Origin of the sequence: Aeromonas sp. R2-3, from assembly GCF_040908375.1 — a bacterium.
Taxonomy (GTDB): domain Bacteria; phylum Pseudomonadota; class Gammaproteobacteria; order Enterobacterales; family Aeromonadaceae; genus Aeromonas; species Aeromonas veronii.
Map to the genome: position 1 here is coordinate 301,123 of NZ_JBFODP010000032.1, position 19,333 is coordinate 320,455.

Here is a 19,333-nt window from a genome sequence, read left to right on the forward strand (position 1 = left end):
TCTGTTTTTGTCTGATGTGCTGTTTAATCCAGCCAATAAGGAGTCACTATGATCGGGGCTGAACCCGTCATCGAAAAGCGCCGCTGGTTATCGCCGGTCTGGCTGTTACCCCTGATAGCCCTGCTGCTGGCAGGTGGTTTTCTCTATCAGCAGGTATTGAGCCGTGGCCAGCTTATCCAGATCAACTTCGCCCAGGGCAACGGCATCTTGCCGGGTAAAACCCAGGTTCGTTATCAGGGGGTGGCTATCGGTGTGGTGCAAGAGCTGGAGCTGGCTGAAGATGGCCGCAAGATTGCGGTGATGGCCAAGATTGACAGCCGTGCCAGACCGCTGATCCGCAAGGGATCCGACTTCTGGCTGGTGAGCCCCAAGGCGTCGCTCACCGAGATCTCCGGCCTCGATACCCTGGTCTCCGGCAACTACATCAACCTGCAACCGGGGCGTGAAAGCAATCCGCTGGAGGAGACCTTTGATGCACTGGAGGGCCCTCCCCCCGGCTATCAGGCTCAGGGGCGGATGCTGCACCTGACCGCCGATTCGCTGGGTTCGGTGGGGATTGGCGCCAAGCTCTATTTCCGCGGTATCGAGGTTGGCAGCGTCATCAATACCCGCCTGGGTCAGGACAACCAGAACGTCATTCTGGATCTGGTGATCGAGCCGCGTTTCGAACATCTGGTCAAAGCCGATACCCGCTTCTGGAATATCAGCGGTATCAAGGGTTCCTTCAGTCTGGCCGGGGTGAGCGTGGAGGCTGGCAGCCTCACCTCCATCCTGAGCGGCGGCATTGCCTTTGACTCGCCCAAAGATTCACCAGAGCCTGAGAAGGGACAGACCTTCGTCCTCTATAAAGGGCTGGCGGAAGCGGCGCGCGGTGCGCGTATCGACATTGCGGCTGGCGATCTCCCGGTCAAGGAGGGGATGCCCATCCTCTATGAGGGGATCGAGATTGGTCGTATCGATCCCATTCGCCTTACCGATAAAGGCCGAGTGGTCACAGCGCTGATCAACCCGGAGCAGGCTTATCGCATTACCGACAAGAGTCAACTGGTGTGGGAGAGTGTCTCCCTCTCTGCGACCGGTGTGCAGCATGCAGATCGCCTGCTCTCCGGCCCGGCCATTCGCCTCGACTATGTGGCGGGCAAACCGGTAGAGAAGATGACACTTACCGATCGCGCCCCCCAGAGCGGCACCAAGGTGACGCTGCAGGCTGACGATCTGGCGGGGCTCAATCAGGATGCCCCTGTCTGGTACAAGGGGTTGCAGGTGGGCCGCATCAGCCAGCTCACCCTGGATGCGCGCGGCAATGCCAGCGTCGAGCTGGTGATGGCGCCGAACTATGGCCATCTGCTCAACCGTGCCCGCTTCTATCGCGCCGCCCCGTTGCAGATCGATGCCGATCTGAGCGGCATCAAAGTAGAAACCAGTCCGGCCAGTGCCTGGTTGGGGGGCGGGATCAAGCTGATACAAGCCAGTAGTGGCGAGCGGATTAACCGTCTCTACCCGAGTCTGGAGCTGGCACTGCTGGGGACCCGTGATGCCAAGCCGCAGCGCTGGTTGCTCAAGGCAGATCAGGCCGATGGCATTGGCATTGGCTCGCCTGTGCTCTATCTGGGGTTGGAAGCGGGCAAAGTCAAACAGCTGCGCGCCGCTAAAGAGGGGGTCGAGATCGAACTCGAGATTGATGGGGTCTATGCTCCCCTCCTCGTCCAGCAACCCCAGTTCTGGAAAAAACCGGCCATCGACACCAAGGTGCGGGTCGATGGGGTGCAGGTCAAGGTGGGCAACCTCGGTACCCTGCTGCGCGGCGCCATCGAGTTCGATCGGCTGGCCAATGGTCGCAGCAGTCATCAACTGTTCGATTCCAGGGAGCAAGCCAAGGCCAAGGTGCGCCAGCTGTCACTGGTAGCAGAGAGTAATCCGGGGCTCGGGATTGGCAGCCCGATCCGCTATCGTGGGGTCGATATCGGCAAAATTGAAGAGATCGAGCTGGAGCCGTCTCTGGGTCAGGTGATCTTCAAGGCCGAACTCGATGGCCACTATGCCGAGCGTTTCCTGCAGTCCGGCGCCCGCTTTACTCTGGTGCAGGCCAAGCTGGGGCTGGGCGGTGTCGCTCACCTCGATACCCTGATCAAGGGGGCGTTTGTAGAAGCACAACCCGGTAAAGGCGCTGGCAAAGATCGCTTCCCCTTGAGTCAGGTCGGCCCGGTGGGTCTGGCCCTGACCCTCAAGAGCCCCTCCGTCAATGGCCTGAGCGTCGGCAGCCCGCTGCTGTTTCGCAAAATGGTGGTGGGCAGTGTCACCAAGGTGGCGCTGGCTCGGGATGGTAGCGAGGTGGTGATCGATGTCAACGTGGATCAGGAGTATGCCCATTTGGTGCGGGCCAACTCCCGTTTCTGGAATGTCTCCGGGGTCAAGGCGGATATCGGCCTGACTGGCGGCACCATCGAAGTGGAGACGGTGCAGAGCCTGCTGGCCGGCGGCATTGCTTTTAATACGCCGGAGAAAGAGATGGGGCCAACCGTCAAAGCGGGCCATAGCTATGCGCTCTACGGCAAGGCCGAGAAAGAGTGGCTGGAGTGGAGTCCGCGTATCCAGCCCTGATCTCTTCCCTTTGTATCTCATCCAAGCCCGGCACAGTGCCGGGCTTTTTTATATTCCGGTGCCTGTTGATAGGGTTCAGATTCAGAATATTCTTAGCCTTGTGATAGGATATCGCCCCTCTTTTTCGGTCAACGAGACGGCACAGTGCACGACAACACCTTCCTTCCCGATTACTTTTTACGCCACATTGCGGCCATCATGCCGGCTCATCTCTCGATGGATGAGTTTGTGGCCAGTTGTCGACGTCCGCTGCGCCGCAGCATTCGGGTCAATACCTTGAAGATCGCCGTCTCGGATTTCGTCGCCCTGATGGAGCCACTGGGTTGGCAGCTTGACCCTGTCCCTTGGTGTGATACCGGCTTCTGGCTGACCCGCAGCGATGAAACCGTCCCCCTTGGCAACACCGCCGAGCACTTGAGCGGGCTCTTCTACATTCAGGAAGCGAGCTCCATGCTGCCGGTGACGGCGCTCTTTGCCAGCGACAGGATCAAAGCGGATGGTATGTTGCTGGATGCAGCGGCGGCCCCCGGCTCCAAGACCACCCAGATAGCGGCCCTGATGAACAATCAGGGAATGTTGGTGGCCAACGAGTTTTCCAGCAGCCGGTTGAAAGTGCTTAGCGCCAATATCCAGCGCTGTGGCGTGACCAATGTGGGCATGACCCATTTTGATGCCAAGGTATTTGGCCAGTGGCTGCCGGATACCTTCGATGCCATCCTGCTCGATGCCCCCTGCTCCGGTGAAGGTACGGTGCGTAAGGATGAAGATGCATTGCGCAACTGGAGCATCGAGAGCATCGACGAGATTGCGACGGTGCAACAAGGGTTGCTGGAGAGCGCCTTCCATGCCCTGAAACCGGGTGGTGTGCTGGTCTACTCCACCTGTACCTTGAGTGAGCAGGAGAATCAGGCGGTCTGCCAATCCCTGCTGGACAAGTTTGGCGATGCCTTGAGTTTTGATTCGTTGGCAGACCTGTTCCCCCATGCAGAGCAGGCCTGTACATCCGAAGGATACCTGCACGTTTGGCCCCAGATCTTCGATAGTGAAGGATTTTTCGTCGCCAGATTACGCAAGCATCACTCGGTGCCCAACACCATGTTCAAGCCGGGCAAGCTGGGCAAATTCCCCTTCCTGCCACTGGCAGCGAAAGAGTCAGAGCCCATGCTGCGCGAGATTGAAGCCAACTTCGGGGTGGCACCGCAGGGTCAGCTGTTTGGCCGCAATGACGAGATCTGGCTCTTCCCTCAGCGGTTTGATCAGGTGCAGGGCAAGTTGCGTTTCGATCGCATCGGCATCAAATTGGCCGAAACCTTCAAGAAAGGTTATCGCCTCACTCATGAGTGGGCATTGGCCTATGGCGATAAAGCGAGCAAGGGCGTGGTCGAGCTGGATAGCGCCAATGCGCGGGAATTCATGATGGGGCGGGATGTCTGGCCAGAACAGGTTGATGGTACTGGCGAGGTGATCGTCCGCTATCAGGGGCATACCCTGGGGATGGGGAAATGGGTGGGGAGTCGGGTCAAGAATGCCCTCCCCCGCGAGCTGGTGCGTGACAACAATCTGTTCAATGTGTAGTGGGCCGTTCGGTGCATAAGCACTTGAACGAGTCTGAAATACCCACACTCTGGTTGAACTTTTCTTCGGATCTTGAAAAGCCTTGAGCCTTGTCTAAGCTTAAGGCAATCCGAACACCAGTTAGCGCACGGCTCTGCAAGGAGCCAATTCCCCTATGCCAGGTACAAGGAATTCGTACCTGGCTTTTTTTATCTCTTCACGTATCGCTGTTACTTCACTCTTGTGTCTATTCAACGGTCTCTTCGACCTGTGTGGCGACTCTGTTCTCAAACGGAGGTTCTCTACCCAGCTCATGTTGGTAGAGCAGATCGATCGCCTGCTCGATGAGTGATGCCTGACTGTCTTCGAGATGAAGACCCAGTGCGGCCAATCGTTCGGCGTGGCGATTGCTGATCCAGCATTGCAGCCGGGTATGGGTCTCCTGCTTGCGTTTTACATGTTGGCGCTGCCGCTCGGCATTGTTTTGGGGCACCGCCTCTTGCTCTTCACGCACTGTCATTTCTTGGCTCATATGTCCTTGCGATATTACGTTTCCGAGTTTGTTATCTCTCATCACATGCCATTATCCATTGGAAGATGCCCTTCCCCTTTGGGCTGCTGGCTGAGCGACAAATATATCATTAGATCAACAGGATATCATTTAACATAAAAAACAAAGTGACGCAGTAGTGTCAAAGCAAACCATCAAGGGCATGATCGGAGAATTTATGGGCATCATCGAAGTACTCCTGCAGGGTTCGCATATCCTTGTGGCGAGTAACTTCAATGATCTTGTTCATCGGCTTGCCGGCAGTCACCGCCGAGGTGATAAATCCACGCCGCAAGCTATGGCCACTGACGTAGAGATCATCGATGGTTTGGCCAGTTCGCCGCTTGATCATCAGATTGATGCCCTGGGGGCCGAGTGGTTCGGCCATCAGTTGCCCCCAACGATTCATGCGTCGAAACAGTGGCCCCTCGCTGAGCCGGCTTTTGTGTAGCCAGTTTTGCAGAGCCGACACAGGACAATAGTGCTTGCCCGGGATCAGGGCGATCTCGGTTTCATGCAGCTGATGTTTGCTCGGTTTGAGGCGAAGGCGGATCCCCTGCCCCACAAAATCGAGATCGCTCACCTCAATTCGGGCCGCTTCCGAACGGCGCAAGGCGCCACTGAACATCAAGAGCAGCAGGGTGTGATCACGCAAGCCAGCCAGATCACTGGTGTCGATGCCATCCAGCACCTGGGTCAATGGTTGCAGCGTCAGGGCGCCGGTTTTGCGTTTACGGTTATCCCCCAACCTGACAATACCGCGCATCATCTCCTTGATTTCGGGATGTTCGGTGGGCATGGGATGAATGCCTTTCTGCTTGAAGGCATAACGGATCCCGGCAAGCCGTCTCACCAGGGTTGCCGGTTTACGAGGTTCACCATTGCGCAGCTCCCCTTTTCCCTCCTCTTTATCCAGCCATACCCAGTCGGCTAATACGCCGTCGGCCTGATCAGCGAGAAAATTCATGATGTCGTGATGGGTCGTTTGCAGCGGATCAAGCCCGTGTAACTGGCACCAGAAGACAAAAATACGGGTATCCGCCTGATAGGCATTGAGGGTGGAATCCGCTTTTGCACTTCGCAAAAAGCGGCGTGCCCGACTATTTAGCTGCGCATCGAAAACAGTCTGCAGTGACTGATGAGCCGGATTGGATAAGGATGGATATGCCACGGAACACTATGATTCATATGAAGTTTGAGAGGATCTTACAGGATCCTTTCCATACATCAAGTATCGATAATGAATATTATCGATACTTAGGACATCTTATTTCAATACCCTTTGACCACGCTGAACAAAAGAAACATCGGAATATCATTCAACCCGGTTTAGCAGAAACGAAAAAGTAAAATTGGTAGGAAAACGTGAGAGATAACACAGCTCGGTGTTTATATTCAGGTGGGTAATCAGCTTGGTATTTGAAAAATATAAAAGCCCCGAGCAACGGGGCTTTGGGATTATTTTTTCGCCAGTTTGAATAGTGCAAAGAAATTCCGGCTGGTGGCTTCTGCCAATTCATTAAGCGGAATCTGACGCAGATCGGCAATAAACTGCGCAACGTCTCGCACAAAGGCGGGTTCGTTCTCCCTCCCCCGATGCGGCACGGGGGCAAGATAGGGCGAGTCGGTTTCGACCAGCAATCTGTCGAGGGGAAGTGCCTTGACCACCTCTTGCAGTGCAGACGCATTTTTGAAGGTGGCGATCCCGGAGATGGAGATATAGAACCCCATTGCCATCGCCGCTTGCGCCATCTCGAGAGACTCGGTGAAGCAGTGCAGCACACCGCCGACCTGATCTGCTCCCTCTTCACGCATGATCTGCAAGGTATCCTGTTGGGCATCGCGGGTATGGATGATCAGCGGCTTGTTCAGCGCGCGGGCAACCCGGATATGTTCACGGAAAGAGGCTTGCTGCACTTCCTTGTTCTCGGGGGAGTAAAAGTAATCGAGACCGGTCTCACCGATGGCCACCACACGTGGATCGGCAGCTTGCTTGAGCAGCAACTCGGCATCGACACCGGGTTCCTGATTGAGCGGATGTACCCCGCAAGAGGCAAATACCTGGGGATAGGGAGCGATCGCCTCGAGCATGGTCGGGAACTGTGCCTGAGTCACACTGACACAGAGAAAATATCCCACGTCCAGTTTCGCGGCCTTGGCAAGTACATCGGCCATGCTGGTCTGCTTGCTGCCATAGCTGAGGCGATCGAGATGACAGTGGGAATCAACGAGTAACATATACAACCTTTCTGCTTGTCGGTACTTATAACCAGCGACTTAGCCAGTTCATCAGATGGATGGTGGGATTGGAGAGCTGACCCGGCTGACATGCCGCTTTCAGGGCAACCAGATCTTGTTCTGCCTCCAGCAGTTTTTCGCTGGAGTGCTGCTCCGCCAACCGTTGACTCAAGATGGCCAGATCAGGCATTGCCAGCTGATGGTGACCACATCCGGCCTGGGTTTTCAGGGCATCGCACAAGAAGAGCTGCAACCAGTGCAACCTGACCTGCGTCTCCTGACCAAGCTGGCTGCACAAAGCCGTCGCCTTGACCGGACTTTGACTCAGGGCGACAAACTGTTCCAGCAGTTCGCGGCGAGTACCGTCCTGTTGCTGCTCGATATAGTCGAGTACCCGCAGCGGGGCCCCCTGACAGATCCGCACCTGAGCCAGAGTGGCCTGATGACCCTGCTCGGCCAACCAGCGTACTGTCTCCCCTTCTGCCGGCAACTGACAGACATGTTTGTGACAGCGACTGAGAATGGTGGGAAGCAACCGGGAAACCTGGGAGGCAATCAGCAACAGCAAGCTGTCGCCGGCCGGCTCTTCAAGGGTTTTCAGCAGGGCATTTGCCGCCGATTCGGTCATCCGCTCCGCATCAGGAATGATCACCACCTTGCCACGGCCGAGCTGGGCAGAGCCCTGCAGCCGGGTGCAGATCTCGCGAATGGCCTCGACCCCGATGGTCTTGCTGTCGCGAGTTATGGTGCCGAGATCCGGGTGGTTTCCCTTGTCAAATAGCTGGCAGGAGTGGCAGTGGCCGCACGGTTCTCCACGATCCGGTTGCTGGCAAAGGTGTAAACGCGCCAGTCGCTCGGCCAGTTGCTCCTTGCCAAGCCCGGGATCGCCGAGCAACAACCAGGCGTGGCCGAGACGACCGGACTGGGCTGTCTGGCTCAGGGCATGCCAGTCGGGGATCAGCCAGGGATACATAGCGGCTCGTTCGACAGATAGTGATCCAATGCACGCTCGATGGCAGCTTTGACCTGTTCCGGCGTTTGCGCCGCATCGATCACCACAATGGAATCATCCGTGGCGGCCAGTTCGAGATAACGAGTTCGGGTACGCTCGAAGAAGCTCAGTTGCTCCAGTTCGATGCGATCCAGCTCGCCGCGATGGCGAGCACGCTGCAAGCCAAGGGCAGGATCGATATCGAGATAGAGGGTGAGATCCGGCTTGAAATTGCCAAGCACCGCCTGCTTGATGGCACCGATAAGCTGGGCATCGATACCACGGCCGCCACCCTGATAGGCCTGGGAGGAGAGATCGTGGCGATCCCCCACCACCCAGACACCGTCGGCCAGTGCGGGTTTGATGCGGGTCTCCACCAGTTGTACCCGGGAGGCATACATCAGCAGCAATTCCGCCTCGATGGTGAGGCGCTCGTCGTGCACCTCTTTGACGATGGCACGCATCCGCTCGGCCAGCGGCGTACCACCCGGCTCGCGGGTGCACTCGATCCGGTCGATGCTGTGGCGCTGCAGATAGTCGGTCACATAACGCACGGCCGAGCTCTTCCCTGCCCCTTCCAATCCTTCGATCACAATAAATTTAGACATTAGGGTTTCTTCAATATGTATTCGCGAACCGCCCGATTGTGTTCATCGAGGGTCTTGGAGAAATAGTGGGCACCGCCCCCCTTGGCGACAAAGTAGAGATAATCGGTCGACTTGGGGTTAAGCGCAGCTTCGATGGAGGCCTTGCCCGGCATGGCGATAGGCGTGGGCGGCAGACCGTCGATCACATAGGTGTTGTAGGGATTCTTGTCGGTCAGATCGCTGCGGCGAATATTGCCATCGTAGCGATCTTTCACCCCGTAAATGACGGTGGGATCGGTTTGCAACTTCATGCCCAGACGCAGACGATTGACAAACACCGAGGCGATCTGCGCCCGCTCGTCCGGCTGGCCGGTCTCTTTCTCGATAATAGAGGCCATGATCAACGCCTCATAGGGCGTTTTGTAAGGTAGGTTGGCCTGACGTTTATCCCAGCTCTGCTGCAGGAAGGTCTCCATATCTTGATGGGCGCGGCGCAAGATCGAGAGATCGCTGGCATGGGTGGTATAGGCGTAAGTTTCCGGCAGGAACCACCCCTCCAGCTTGCCATTCTCGATGCCGAGCTCCTGTGCCAAGTCGGCTTCGGATTGCTCGACGGTCAACCGCTCAAGATATGGGGCGCTGGAGAGTTGCTTCTGCCAATCCTCGAAACGGGAACCTTCGACGAAGGTTAGGCTGAAGTGAAACTCCTTGCCCGATGCGAACAGGGAAAGGGTCTCCTTGAGAGGGGCCCCTTCCTTGATTTCGTAGGTGCCCGATTTGATGGCCACCAGTTCGGGATGGCTGCGCAGCCAGAGCCGCACCGCCCAGGGGCTGGCTTCCCCCTCCCCCAGTTCGGCGATGAGGCGCGCCGCATGGGCGCCCTTCTCCACCGTAAAGAGCCGGGTCGGCCCCTTGTTGGTGAGCGTTTCTATCTGTTGCCATTTGTAATGTACATAGCCCCCGGCAGCGGCTACCGTCAGTGCCGCCCCCGCGAGCAGGGTGTAAAGCCGATTAAACTTCAATGACCAAACGCTCCTGTAAACGGCGACTCAATACCGCTGGGGGATAATGGATATCCTCGATGCCATTGACCGGCACGATCCCCATCAGGGTATTGGTGAGCCACACCTCTTCCGCCTGCCATAGTGACTCCAGCGGAGCCTCTACCACACGCAACTCAATACTCATCTGTTTCAACATCGCCATCACCTGGCGACGCATGATGCCATCGACACCACCGCGGGCGAGATCGGGCGTAAACACCGTCTTGCCCCGACGCCAAAACAGATTGGCACTGACCCCTTCAATCAGAAAACCACGACTGTTCAGCACTATCCCTTCGACTGCATTCCGGCTGACAAGTTCGCTTTTCAGCAATACCTGCTCCAGACGATTCAAGGTTTTAAGCCCGGCCAGCATAGGCGCATCACCGATCCGCTGGTGGCACACCACCATCTCGATCCCCTCCTGTTGCCACTGGCCATAGTGAGTGGGAAATGGCGCCAGACTAACTATCCGGGTCGTGTGCTGACATCCGCTGCCGTCATAGCCCCGCCCCCCCTCGCCGCGGGTCAGGATCACCTTGGCCACGCATTGTGGCTGGTCGGCCACCATCTCTTCAACCTCCCGAGTCAGGAGATCCCAGTCCGGTTCAACCAATCCCAGCCGGTTGTTGGCCAGCTGCAACCGTGCCAGATGGGCAGGCCACTGCAACACGCGACCCTCCCTGACCGCCATGGTGGTGAAATGACCGTCACCATAAGCCAGCCCCCGATCATGGGCCGAGATGGTATCAAGCTTCATGCCATTGATAAGCAAAGGGATCCCTCCGATAAAAAAGGCCCGATACCGGCAGTATCGGGCCTGTGTCTTTGCCCTGCGGCAAATTATACGCGTTTGAAGATCAGTGAGCCATTGGTGCCGCCAAAACCAAATGAGTTGGAAAGGGCGTACTCAAAGCTACCTGGCTTGGCCACATGAGGCACCAGATCCAGGTCGCACTCTTCATCCGGGTTGTCCAGGTTGATGGTGGGCGGAGCCACCTGATCACGCAGGGCCAACACAGTGATGATCGCCTCGATGGCACCGGCGGCACCCAGCAGGTGACCGGTCATGGACTTGGTGGAGCTCACCATCAGGGATTTGGCGTGCTCACCAAAAACCGACTTCATGCCACGCAGCTCGGCTACATCACCCAGCGGGGTGGAGGTTCCGTGTGCGTTGATGTAACCAATCTGCTCGGGGGCAATGCCGGCATCCTTGATAGCATTTTTCATGGCGCGAGCACCACCGTTGCCATCTGCAGGAGGCGCGGTCATGTGGTACGCGTCACCACTCATGCCAAAACCGACCAGCTCGGCGTAAATCTTGGCACCACGGGCCTTGGCGTGTTCGTACTCTTCCAGTACAAGTACACCGGCACCGTCACCCAGCACAAAACCGTCGCGATCTTTATCCCACGGACGGCTCGCTTTTTGCGGCTCGTCGTTGCGGTTGGAGAGTGCCTTGGCTGCTGCGAAGCCACCCATCCCCATCGCGGTGGAGGCTTTCTCGGCACCGCCAGCGACCATCACGTCGGCATCGCCGTAAGCGATCATCCGGCCAGCCATGCCGATGGCATGGGTACCCGTGGTACAGGCAGTCGTCACGGCGATGTTCGGCCCTTGCAGACCTTTCATGATGGAGAGATGACCGGACACCATATTGATGATGGTGGACGGAACGAAGAAGGGACTGATCTTGCGCGGGCCGCCGTTGACCAAGCTTTCGTGGTTCTGTTCAATCAGACCCAGACCGCCGATACCGGAGCCAATCGCCACGCCGACACGCTCGGCATTCTCTTCATTAATGGTCAGGCCGGAATCATCGAGCGCCTGCATACCGGCCGCGATGCCGTATTGAATGAAGAGATCCATCTTGCGAGCGTCTTTACGATTGATACCGTACTGCTCGGGATCGAAATCCTTGACCAGACCTGCGAAGCGGGTTGCAAACTCGCTGGCATCAAAGTGTTCGATAAGAGAAATGCCGCTCTGCCCGTTGAGCAGTGCTTGCCAGCTGGATTCGGCAGTGTTACCCACCGGGGAAAGCATCCCCAAGCCGGTCACCACGACTCTGCGTTTTGACACTGAGGTAGTCTCCGAGAGGTGTTTTGAAAAGGAACAAATACAAAAGAAGCGGCCCTTGGGCCGCTTCTTTCAGAACAGGAACTTATTCCTGATTAGCGGTGATGTAGTCGATAGCCGCTTGAACAGTGGTGATCTTCTCGGCTTCTTCATCAGGAATTTCGGTATCGAATTCTTCTTCCAGCGCCATTACCAGTTCAACGGTATCCAAAGAGTCAGCGCCCAGGTCGTCGACGAAGGAGGCAGCGTTCTTAACGTCTTCCTCTTTAACACCCAGTTGTTCGATGATGATTTTCTTTACGCGTTCTTCGATGTTGCTCATGACCTGAATTTTCCTTTAAAAATACGCTATTTGCGTCTGGTTGGGGTAGTTTATTCAATTGACGTGAGTTTGCAAGTAGCTTGCCGCTGGTCAAACCACGAAATGTGCCAAACTTCGGCGTACTATCGCAAATTTGAACAGATCTTACGACAAATTGATTACACCATGTACATCCCGCCATTAACATGCAGGGTTTCGCCGGTGATATAGGCTGCTTCATCAGAAGCCAAGAATACCACAGCTGCGGCAATTTCTTTTGGATCACCCAAACGGGCGGCAGGCACCTGACTCATGATGCCGGCACGTTGATCGTCATTCAGGGCACGGGTCATGTCGGTTTCGATGAAACCGGGGGCAACCGCGTTCACTGTGATACCACGGGATGCCACTTCCCGCGCCAACGATTTGGTAAAACCAACCAGACCGGCCTTGGCGGCAGCATAGTTGACCTGACCGGCATTGCCCATGGTTCCCACCACGGAGCCAATGCTGATGATGCGACCGTGACGTTTCTTCATCATGGCACGCAACACCGGTTTGCTCAGACGGTAAAGCGAGGTCAGATTGGTATCGATGATCTCGTTCCACTCGTCATCTTTCATCCGCATCAACAGGTTGTCACGGGTGATCCCCGCGTTGTTGATCAGGATGTCGATGTCGCCAAAGCGCGCCTTGATGGCGGCGAAGACGGCTTCGATGGATTCCTGGCTGGTCACGTTCAGTGCCATGCCGCAACCATTGTCGCCCAGATAGGCGCTGATCGCCTCGGCACCACTCTCGCTGGTCGCCGTACCGACCACTTTTGCACCACGGGCCACGAATGCTTCGGCAATCGCACGACCGATACCACGACTGGCACCGGTCACCAACACAACCTTATCGGTAAAGCTCATCACTTGCTCCTGTTTACTTGATCTGGGCCAGCGCCTGCTCGAAAGAGGCGGCATCGTTGGCGTGAATACCTTCCACGCGCTTGTCGATGCGCTTGGCGAGCCCGGTCAGCACTTTGCCCGGTCCCATCTCGATCTCGAGGGTAACCCCCTCATTGGCCATCCGCTCGACAGTCTCGGTCCAACGAACCGGGCTGAACAGCTGACGTACCAGCGCTTGCTTGATGGCGGCCGGATCCTGTTCACAGGATACGTCGACATTATTGATGACCGCGATGGTTGGAACCTTGATCTCGATCCCGTCCAGCGCAGCTGCCAGTTTTTCTGCGGCAGGTTTCATTAACGCGCAGTGAGACGGTACGGAGACTGGCAGCGGCAGCGCACGTTTGGCGCCCGACTCTTTCATCAGCACGTTGGCGCGCTCAACAGCCTCTTTGTGACCGGCGATAACCACCTGGCCCGGGGAGTTGAAGTTGACCGGAGAGACCACCTGCCCTTGTGCCGCTTTTTCGCAGTTGGCGGCGATGGATTCGTTATCCAGGCCGATGATGGCCGCCATGGCGCCGGTGCCTTCCGGTACCGCTTCCTGCATGGCCAGACCACGCAACTCGACCAGTTTGACCGCATCGGCAAAATCGAGTGCGCCGCTGCAAACCAGCGCGGAGTACTCACCCAGGCTGTGACCCGCCATCATGGCAGGAGTTGCCCCACCCTGCTGTTGCCACAGGCGCCACAGGGCGACAGAGGCAGTTAGCAGCGCAGGCTGGGTACGCCAGGTTTTGTTCAGATCTTCAACCGGACCATCCATCACCAGGGCAAACAGGTCATAACCCAGCACCTGACTCGCCTCGGCGAAGGTCTCCTTGATCACGGCATGTTGTTCGGCCAGCTCGGCCAGCATGCCAACGGACTGGGAACCTTGTCCCGGGAAGGCAATGGCAAATTGGGTCATCATTGATTCCTTTTAGATAAGACAAAATGAAATCGGTGACGGGATGATGGGCGCACCATCCCGCCGAAGATCAGAGGCGAACCAGCGCCGAGCCCCAGGCAAAACCGCCGCCAAAGGCTTCCAGCAGAACCAGCTGACCCGGTTTGATCCGGCCATCCCGCACCCCTTCGTCGAAAGCGACCGGAACGGAAGCGGCAGAGGTATTGCCGTGTTTGTCGAGGGTCAGCACCACCTTATCGAGGCTCATACCCAGCTTCTTGGCGGTGGCACTGATAATGCGGAAGTTGGCTTGATGGGGCACCAGCCAATCCAGCTCGCTCGGCTCGATGCCAGCAGCGGCCAACGTCTCGGTCACGATCTCGCTCAGACGGGTGACCGCCACCTTGAAGACATCGTTGCCCTTCATATACATATAGGCTTCAAGCTCGGCACCCGGCATTCCGCGACGGGGCTGCGGCAGCTTGAGCAGCTCGCCATAACGGCCATCGGCATGAAGATGGGTAGATAGGATGCCCGGCGTCTCACTGGCACCGATAATCACAGCCCCTGCCCCATCACCAAAAATGATGATGGTACCGCGATCTTGCGGATCGCACATGCGGGAGAGCACATCGGCCCCGACGACCAGCACATGGCGGGCGGCGCCGGATTTGACGAACTGATCGGCAATGGAGAGTGCATAGGTGAAGCCTGCGCAGGCCGCTGCCACGTCAAAGGCAGGAATGCCCGGTACGCCGAGCAGACCCTGCAGCTCGCAGGCTGCAGCCGGGAAGGCATTTTCAGCACTGGTGGTGGCCAGCACTATCATATCGAGATCGGCAGCGGTCAGACCGGCTGCCTCCAGGGCGCGCAGGGCGGCCTGGTAAGAGAGGGTGGCAACGGTTTCGTCAGCCCCGGCAATACGGCGCTCACGGATACCGGTGCGTTCCACGATCCACTCATCACTGGTCTCAACCATCTGCTCGAGATCGGCGTTGGTACGCACTGAACTCGGCAGGTAGCTGCCAGTACCCAGAATTTTGCTATGCATAGAGTTCTTATAGATCCCTGTCAGAGAAGACAGCTTCAAGGCGATCTGCTATTTGCAGTGGAAGTTGATGTTTGGCCTCTTGTGCGGCCAGCAGGATCGCATTACACAGAGCGCGCCGTTCGGCCCGCCCATGACTTTTTACCACAATGCCGCGCAATCCTAACAGACTTGCCCCGTTATACTGGTCGGGGTTCAGGTAAGAAAAACGCCGTTTGAACATAAATCCGGCGATCCGGCCAAGAAAAGTGCGTTTCTTGTGGGGATATCCGGCCAGCTGGGCCATCATCCGCACCACCCCCTCGGCCGTCTTGAGGGCGACATTGCCGATAAAACCGTCGCAGACGATCACATCGCTGTCGCCGCTGAAGATGCGATCCCCTTCGACGAACCCGACATAATTGAGTGCAGGACATTGACGCAACAATTCGGCGCTGTGGCGTACCAGATCGTTACCCTTGATCTCCTCCTCGCCGATGTTGAGCAAGGCAACACGAGGTGACGCAATGCCTTCGACCTTTTCGGCCACGACAGAGCCCATCACCGCAAACTGCAGCAAGGTGTCCGCATCGCAACTGACGTTGGCGCCGAGATCCAGCATCACGGTGCGTTTGCCACTCAATGTTGGCAACGCCTTTATGAGGGCGGGTCTGTCTACCCCGGGTAGGGATTTGAGCACGCACTTGGCCATCGCCATCAACGCACCTGTATTGCCGGCACTGACGCAGGCATCGGCCTCACCGGCTTTCACCAGATTGAGTACCACCCGCATGGAGGAGTCTTTCAGAGTACGCAGCGCCACGATCGGTTTATCGCCCATGCCAACCACTTGGGATGCATGTACGAAACGAACTCGGGGATGATTCAGCAAACCATGTTGCTGCAGCAGAGAGGAGGTCTGGTGCTGGTCGCCGACCAGGACCAGTTTTAACTGGGGTAAAAGAGACAGTGCCTGCACGGCGGCAGGCACTGTTTCCGAGGGGCCAATATCTCCCCCCATGATGTCTAGCGCGACAGTTTGCGTAGACAAAGGCAATCCTTAAGCGATTACCTTTTTACCGCGGTAGAAACCATCGGCAGTCACGTGGTGACGACGATGAATTTCGCCACTGGTCTGATCAACAGTCAGGGCAGCAGTGGTCAGCGCATCGTGGGAACGACGCATGCCACGCTTGGCACGGGTTTTACGGTTCTGTTGTACGGCCATTGTAGGCTAACTCCTAAATTCACTTACGTTTAAGCTCTTCAAGAACTGCAAAGGGATTCGGCCGCTCATCAGCAGGTTCGATTTCACCCCAAGTCATCTCCATGTTTCCTCTCGGGCATGCATCCAGAGAATGCATTGCGACTTGAGGCAACGAGAGGATGAGTTCATCCTCCAGGATTTGATGAAGATCTATCTCGCCGTTTTCGTCCAACTCAATGGGCTCATAAGCTTCCGGCAGTTCTTCCTCGTTTGTTCTTTCGAACAGCGGAGTGTAGATAAATTCAGCTTCACAGAGGTGTTCGAATGTCTCTCCGCAACGTTGGCAAACCAGGTCAACCTTGGCATGGGCAGTGCCTTTCATAACGGTCAACTTCTGGACATCTTTGCCAAAGTGCAGTGATACCTCGATATGACTCTGCAAGCCAGCGGTTGATTCCTCCAGCCTGGGCATCTGCGACTTTTCCACTATCCCGATGTAATCGAGCAGCTTCAAGGCACTACGGACTGGATCAACCTTAACGGGCAACTTCACCTTTTGCATAGGGCGCGAATAATATAGGTCCAACAACTGATAGTCAAAGGAAAAAGTCCTTACCGCCGATGATTTTAACGTCACAAGTCCCTAGAATGCCGGTACCTGCTTTCATCGGTAACTCGATTATGCCACAGAATCTGATCCTCGCCTCAACTTCTCGCTATCGCAAAGCCCTGCTGGAGAAGCTCGGTCTCCCCTTTGAATGTGCAGCCCCCGATGTGGATGAGCAACCACTGGCTGGCGAATCCGCCGAGGCGCTGGTGGCCAGACTGGCTCGTGCCAAGGCTGATGCCATCGCCGGGCAACGTGATCACGGCTTGATCATCGGATCTGATCAGGTGTGTGTCTGCGATAATCACATCCTCGGCAAACCGGGCACCATCGACAATGCCATCGCCCAGTTGATGGCGGCTCAAGGTCGCAGCGTCGCCTTCTACACCGGCCTGTGCGTGGTAAATGCCGCAACCGGTGAGGCTCATCAACTGGTGGAACCTTTCACCGTTCATTTTCGCAACCTCGATGAAGCCGCCATTCGCCGCTATGTAGAGGCTGAACTGCCCCTCGATTGTGCTGGCAGTTTCAAATGCGAAGGGATGGGGATCGTGCTGTTCAAGGGGCTGGAAGGGCGCGATCCTAACGCATTGATCGGTCTGCCGCTGATCGGCCTGATCGAACTGCTGGAGCGCCACGGCATCGCCCTGCCCTGATTGTGGGCAAATGGATGAGCTAGAAGATATATAAAAGGCCCGGTCAATTGACCGGCCTTTTATCTGTCACTCAAGGCGAGAGACGTTTACAACAACGTGCGAAGAGCCGTCATAGAGTCAACCACTGCTACTGGCTCGTAACGACTGAGGGCATCGCAGCTATCCACCCCCCAGGTGACGCCAATGCGCGGCATGGCGATTGCCTCGGCCATCGCCATATCGTGAACAGAGTCGCCGACCATCACCGCCTGCCGGGGTGACAGCCCCAGCTCGGCTAGGATCTGCTCAAGCATCAGCGGATCAGGCTTGGAGCGGGCCTCATCGGCGCCACGACTGGTAACAAACAACGCACGCAGCCCGGTCTCATCCAATACCCGATCCAGCCCACGGCGTGATTTGCCGGTCGCGACGGCCAGTTGCAACCCCTGTGACCGCCAGTCATGCAGCAGCTCCTCTGCCCCGGCAAACAGCGGACTGGGGGTAGCATCGTGCAGATAGTGATGGCGATAACGATCGATGAGCATGCCAATCTGGCGCTCATCAATGGCGGTGCCACTGTCGCTACACAAAGGGAACAGGCGGGACATGGCAACATCAAGGCTCAATCCGATGATCTGCCGGATCTGGGCTGGTGCAGGTACCGCCAGCTCACAATCTCTGGCGGCCCCCTGCACACAGGCAGCAATCCGGCCCACCGAATCCATCAGGGTACCGTCCCAATCGAAAATGGCGAGCCGGATATCCTGCATCAGCGTGGCAAGCCGTTGAGGAAGTTGTCGAGTTCAGGTGCCAGCGGCGCTTCTACCTGCATCTCGCGACCATCGGCCGGATGGGTGAAGCTGAGCTTCCAGGCATGCAAAAAGAGCCGTTTCAGCCCTTGGCTGCGCATTTTCTCGTCAAACGCCGCTTCACCGTACTTATCGTCACAGGCGATCGGGTGACCGGCATGCAGGGTGTGCACCCGGATCTGGTGAGTACGACCGGTGATAGGGCAGCACTCGACCAGGGTCGCTTCGGCAAATTGACGCACGATACGGAATCGGGTTTCCGATGGCTTGCCATCGGCGCTGACTCGCACTACCCGTTCGCCAGACTGCAGGTCGTTTTTGCGCAGCGGGGCATTGACCACCTTGACGTGAGCCTGCCACTTGCCACGAACCAGCGCGAGATACTGCTTGCGCATGGTTTTGACGCGCAACTGCTCATGCAGGCTGCGCAGGGCGCTGCGTTTTTTAGCAACCAGCAGTACGCCAGAGGTATCGCGATCCAGTCGATGAACCAGCTCGAGGAAACGGGCTTCCGGCCGCAGGGCTCGCAGCCCTTCTATCACGCCAAAGCTCAGGCCGCTGCCGCCATGTACGGCCATGCCGGAGGGCTTGTTCAGCACGATCATGGCATCGTCTTCAAACAGGATCTGGCTCTCCAGACGCTGGATAACACTCAGGTTGGCGGATGGCAGCTCATTTTTTTCAGCGACGCGAACGGGAGGAACCCGCACCTCATCGCCTGCGCAGAGTTTGTACTCCGGTTTGATGCGCTTTTTGTTTACTCGCACTTCACCTTTGCGAAGGATGCGATAGATCAGGCTCTTGGGGACGCCCTTTAGCTGAGTCTTGAGAAAATTGTCGATGCGCTGCCCGTCATGCTCAGCTTCGATGGTGAGCAGCTGCACTTGTTGATGTATCTGTGTCATGGCGCGGATTTTACCACTGCCAGCGCCCCTTGGCTGCTGGTTTGTTGAAAAATGGCGCCTTGCTATAAAAGAGGTTTAAATGGGATAATAAACAAGGTTTTGTCATTGTGTTCAAGCCTTGTACTAAGTGGCCAAAAAGTATGCCACCCAATCCCGATACACCGTGTCTAGAAGAACATGACGGTTCCCGGGTGCGAGGTACAACGCATGGAGAACACAAACATCACCGTTTATTTGTCTCCATTTCGGCATCCTTATTCATCTCTTCTCGAGAAAAGATGACCAGAACGCCCTTAGTTTGCGCCTCATGCATACCCCAACCGGGAGGTTGCCCCAGTATGCTGAAGACCCGAG

20 protein-coding genes are annotated in these 19,333 nt (G+C 56.7%); 3 read left to right on the top strand and 17 right to left on the bottom strand.

Annotation, left to right across the window (positions count from 1 at the left end; all coding sequences use genetic code 11):
- Positions 1–48 precede the first annotated feature (48 nt).
- Both AB5Z02_RS19015 and rsmF read left to right on the top strand, forming a co-directional pair.
- Positions 49–2,601, top strand: a complete 2,553-nt coding sequence (locus tag AB5Z02_RS19015; protein ID WP_368216676.1) for an MlaD family protein — start codon at positions 49–51, stop codon at positions 2,599–2,601.
- A 144-nt stretch (positions 2,602–2,745) separates the two neighbouring features.
- The gene (gene rsmF, locus AB5Z02_RS19020; protein ID WP_368216677.1) at positions 2,746–4,176 is read left to right on the top strand and encodes a 16S rRNA (cytosine(1407)-C(5))-methyltransferase RsmF; all 1,431 of its coding nucleotides are present in this window, start codon (positions 2,746–2,748) and stop codon (positions 4,174–4,176) included.
- Positions 4,177–4,402: 226 nt separating this feature from the next.
- Here the strand turns inward: rsmF and AB5Z02_RS19025 are convergent, their stop codons facing one another.
- The 15 genes from AB5Z02_RS19025 to yceD form a co-directional block, all read right to left on the bottom strand.
- On the bottom strand, positions 4,403–4,687 hold the full coding sequence (locus AB5Z02_RS19025) for a RepB family protein (protein ID WP_100653771.1): 285 nt from the start codon (positions 4,685–4,687) through the stop codon (positions 4,403–4,405).
- Positions 4,688–4,847: 160 nt separating this feature from the next.
- Complete coding sequence (locus AB5Z02_RS19030) at positions 4,848–5,789, bottom strand: site-specific integrase (protein ID WP_368216678.1); 942 nt, start codon at positions 5,787–5,789, stop codon at positions 4,848–4,850.
- A 374-nt stretch (positions 5,790–6,163) separates the two neighbouring features.
- Complete coding sequence (locus tag AB5Z02_RS19035) at positions 6,164–6,943, bottom strand: TatD family hydrolase (RefSeq protein ID WP_139429137.1); 780 nt, start codon at positions 6,941–6,943, stop codon at positions 6,164–6,166.
- Positions 6,944–6,968: 25 nt separating this feature from the next.
- Positions 6,969–7,916 (bottom strand): DNA polymerase III subunit delta', encoded by a 948-nt coding sequence (holB, locus tag AB5Z02_RS19040; RefSeq protein WP_042011462.1) that lies wholly within the window; start codon positions 7,914–7,916, stop codon positions 6,969–6,971.
- Positions 7,901–8,542 (bottom strand): dTMP kinase, encoded by a 642-nt coding sequence (gene tmk / locus AB5Z02_RS19045; RefSeq protein WP_231721548.1) that lies wholly within the window; start codon positions 8,540–8,542, stop codon positions 7,901–7,903. Before tmk ends, holB begins: the two co-directional genes overlap by 16 nt.
- Positions 8,542–9,543: an endolytic transglycosylase MltG gene (mltG, locus tag AB5Z02_RS19050; protein WP_368216679.1), complete on the bottom strand. Its 1,002-nt coding sequence runs from the start codon at positions 9,541–9,543 to the stop codon at positions 8,542–8,544. The genes tmk and mltG overlap by 1 nt, the downstream gene beginning before the upstream one ends.
- On the bottom strand, positions 9,533–10,339 hold the full coding sequence (gene pabC / locus AB5Z02_RS19055; protein ID WP_158111387.1) for an aminodeoxychorismate lyase: 807 nt from the start codon (positions 10,337–10,339) through the stop codon (positions 9,533–9,535). The genes mltG and pabC overlap by 11 nt, the downstream gene beginning before the upstream one ends.
- A 68-nt stretch (positions 10,340–10,407) precedes the next feature.
- The gene (fabF, locus tag AB5Z02_RS19060) at positions 10,408–11,649 is read right to left on the bottom strand and encodes a beta-ketoacyl-ACP synthase II (RefSeq protein WP_005333158.1); all 1,242 of its coding nucleotides are present in this window, start codon (positions 11,647–11,649) and stop codon (positions 10,408–10,410) included.
- An 82-nt stretch (positions 11,650–11,731) separates the two neighbouring features.
- The gene (gene acpP / locus AB5Z02_RS19065; protein ID WP_005300909.1) at positions 11,732–11,968 is read right to left on the bottom strand and encodes an acyl carrier protein; all 237 of its coding nucleotides are present in this window, start codon (positions 11,966–11,968) and stop codon (positions 11,732–11,734) included.
- 158 nt (positions 11,969–12,126) lie between these two features.
- Positions 12,127–12,861, bottom strand: a complete 735-nt coding sequence (gene fabG / locus AB5Z02_RS19070; RefSeq protein ID WP_201984048.1) for a 3-oxoacyl-ACP reductase FabG — start codon at positions 12,859–12,861, stop codon at positions 12,127–12,129.
- Positions 12,862–12,874: 13 nt separating this feature from the next.
- Positions 12,875–13,810, bottom strand: a complete 936-nt coding sequence (gene fabD / locus AB5Z02_RS19075; RefSeq protein ID WP_005333161.1) for an ACP S-malonyltransferase — start codon at positions 13,808–13,810, stop codon at positions 12,875–12,877.
- Positions 13,811–13,880: 70 nt separating this feature from the next.
- Positions 13,881–14,840: a beta-ketoacyl-ACP synthase III gene (locus AB5Z02_RS19080; protein WP_201984049.1), complete on the bottom strand. Its 960-nt coding sequence runs from the start codon at positions 14,838–14,840 to the stop codon at positions 13,881–13,883.
- Positions 14,841–14,847: 7 nt separating this feature from the next.
- Entirely contained in the window at positions 14,848–15,867 is a 1,020-nt protein-coding gene (plsX, locus tag AB5Z02_RS19085; RefSeq protein WP_368216680.1) for a phosphate acyltransferase PlsX, read from the bottom strand.
- Positions 15,868–15,876: 9 nt separating this feature from the next.
- The gene (rpmF, locus tag AB5Z02_RS19090) at positions 15,877–16,044 is read right to left on the bottom strand and encodes a 50S ribosomal protein L32 (protein WP_005300935.1); all 168 of its coding nucleotides are present in this window, start codon (positions 16,042–16,044) and stop codon (positions 15,877–15,879) included.
- Between the two features lie 19 nt (positions 16,045–16,063).
- The gene (yceD, locus tag AB5Z02_RS19095; protein ID WP_139733195.1) at positions 16,064–16,585 is read right to left on the bottom strand and encodes a 23S rRNA accumulation protein YceD; all 522 of its coding nucleotides are present in this window, start codon (positions 16,583–16,585) and stop codon (positions 16,064–16,066) included.
- 119 nt (positions 16,586–16,704) lie between these two features.
- On the opposite strand from yceD, the gene AB5Z02_RS19100 reads away from it, so the two are divergent.
- Positions 16,705–17,286 (top strand): nucleoside triphosphate pyrophosphatase, encoded by a 582-nt coding sequence (locus AB5Z02_RS19100; RefSeq protein ID WP_231721552.1) that lies wholly within the window; start codon positions 16,705–16,707, stop codon positions 17,284–17,286.
- Between the two features lie 86 nt (positions 17,287–17,372).
- Here the strand turns inward: AB5Z02_RS19100 and AB5Z02_RS19105 are convergent, their stop codons facing one another.
- Together AB5Z02_RS19105 and rluC are read right to left on the bottom strand one after the other, a co-directional pair.
- Entirely contained in the window at positions 17,373–18,035 is a 663-nt protein-coding gene (locus AB5Z02_RS19105) for an HAD-IA family hydrolase (RefSeq protein WP_368216681.1), read from the bottom strand.
- Entirely contained in the window at positions 18,035–18,979 is a 945-nt protein-coding gene (rluC, locus tag AB5Z02_RS19110; RefSeq protein WP_231721554.1) for a 23S rRNA pseudouridine(955/2504/2580) synthase RluC, read from the bottom strand. The genes AB5Z02_RS19105 and rluC overlap by 1 nt, the downstream gene beginning before the upstream one ends.
- Positions 18,980–19,333: the final 354 nt, after the last annotated feature.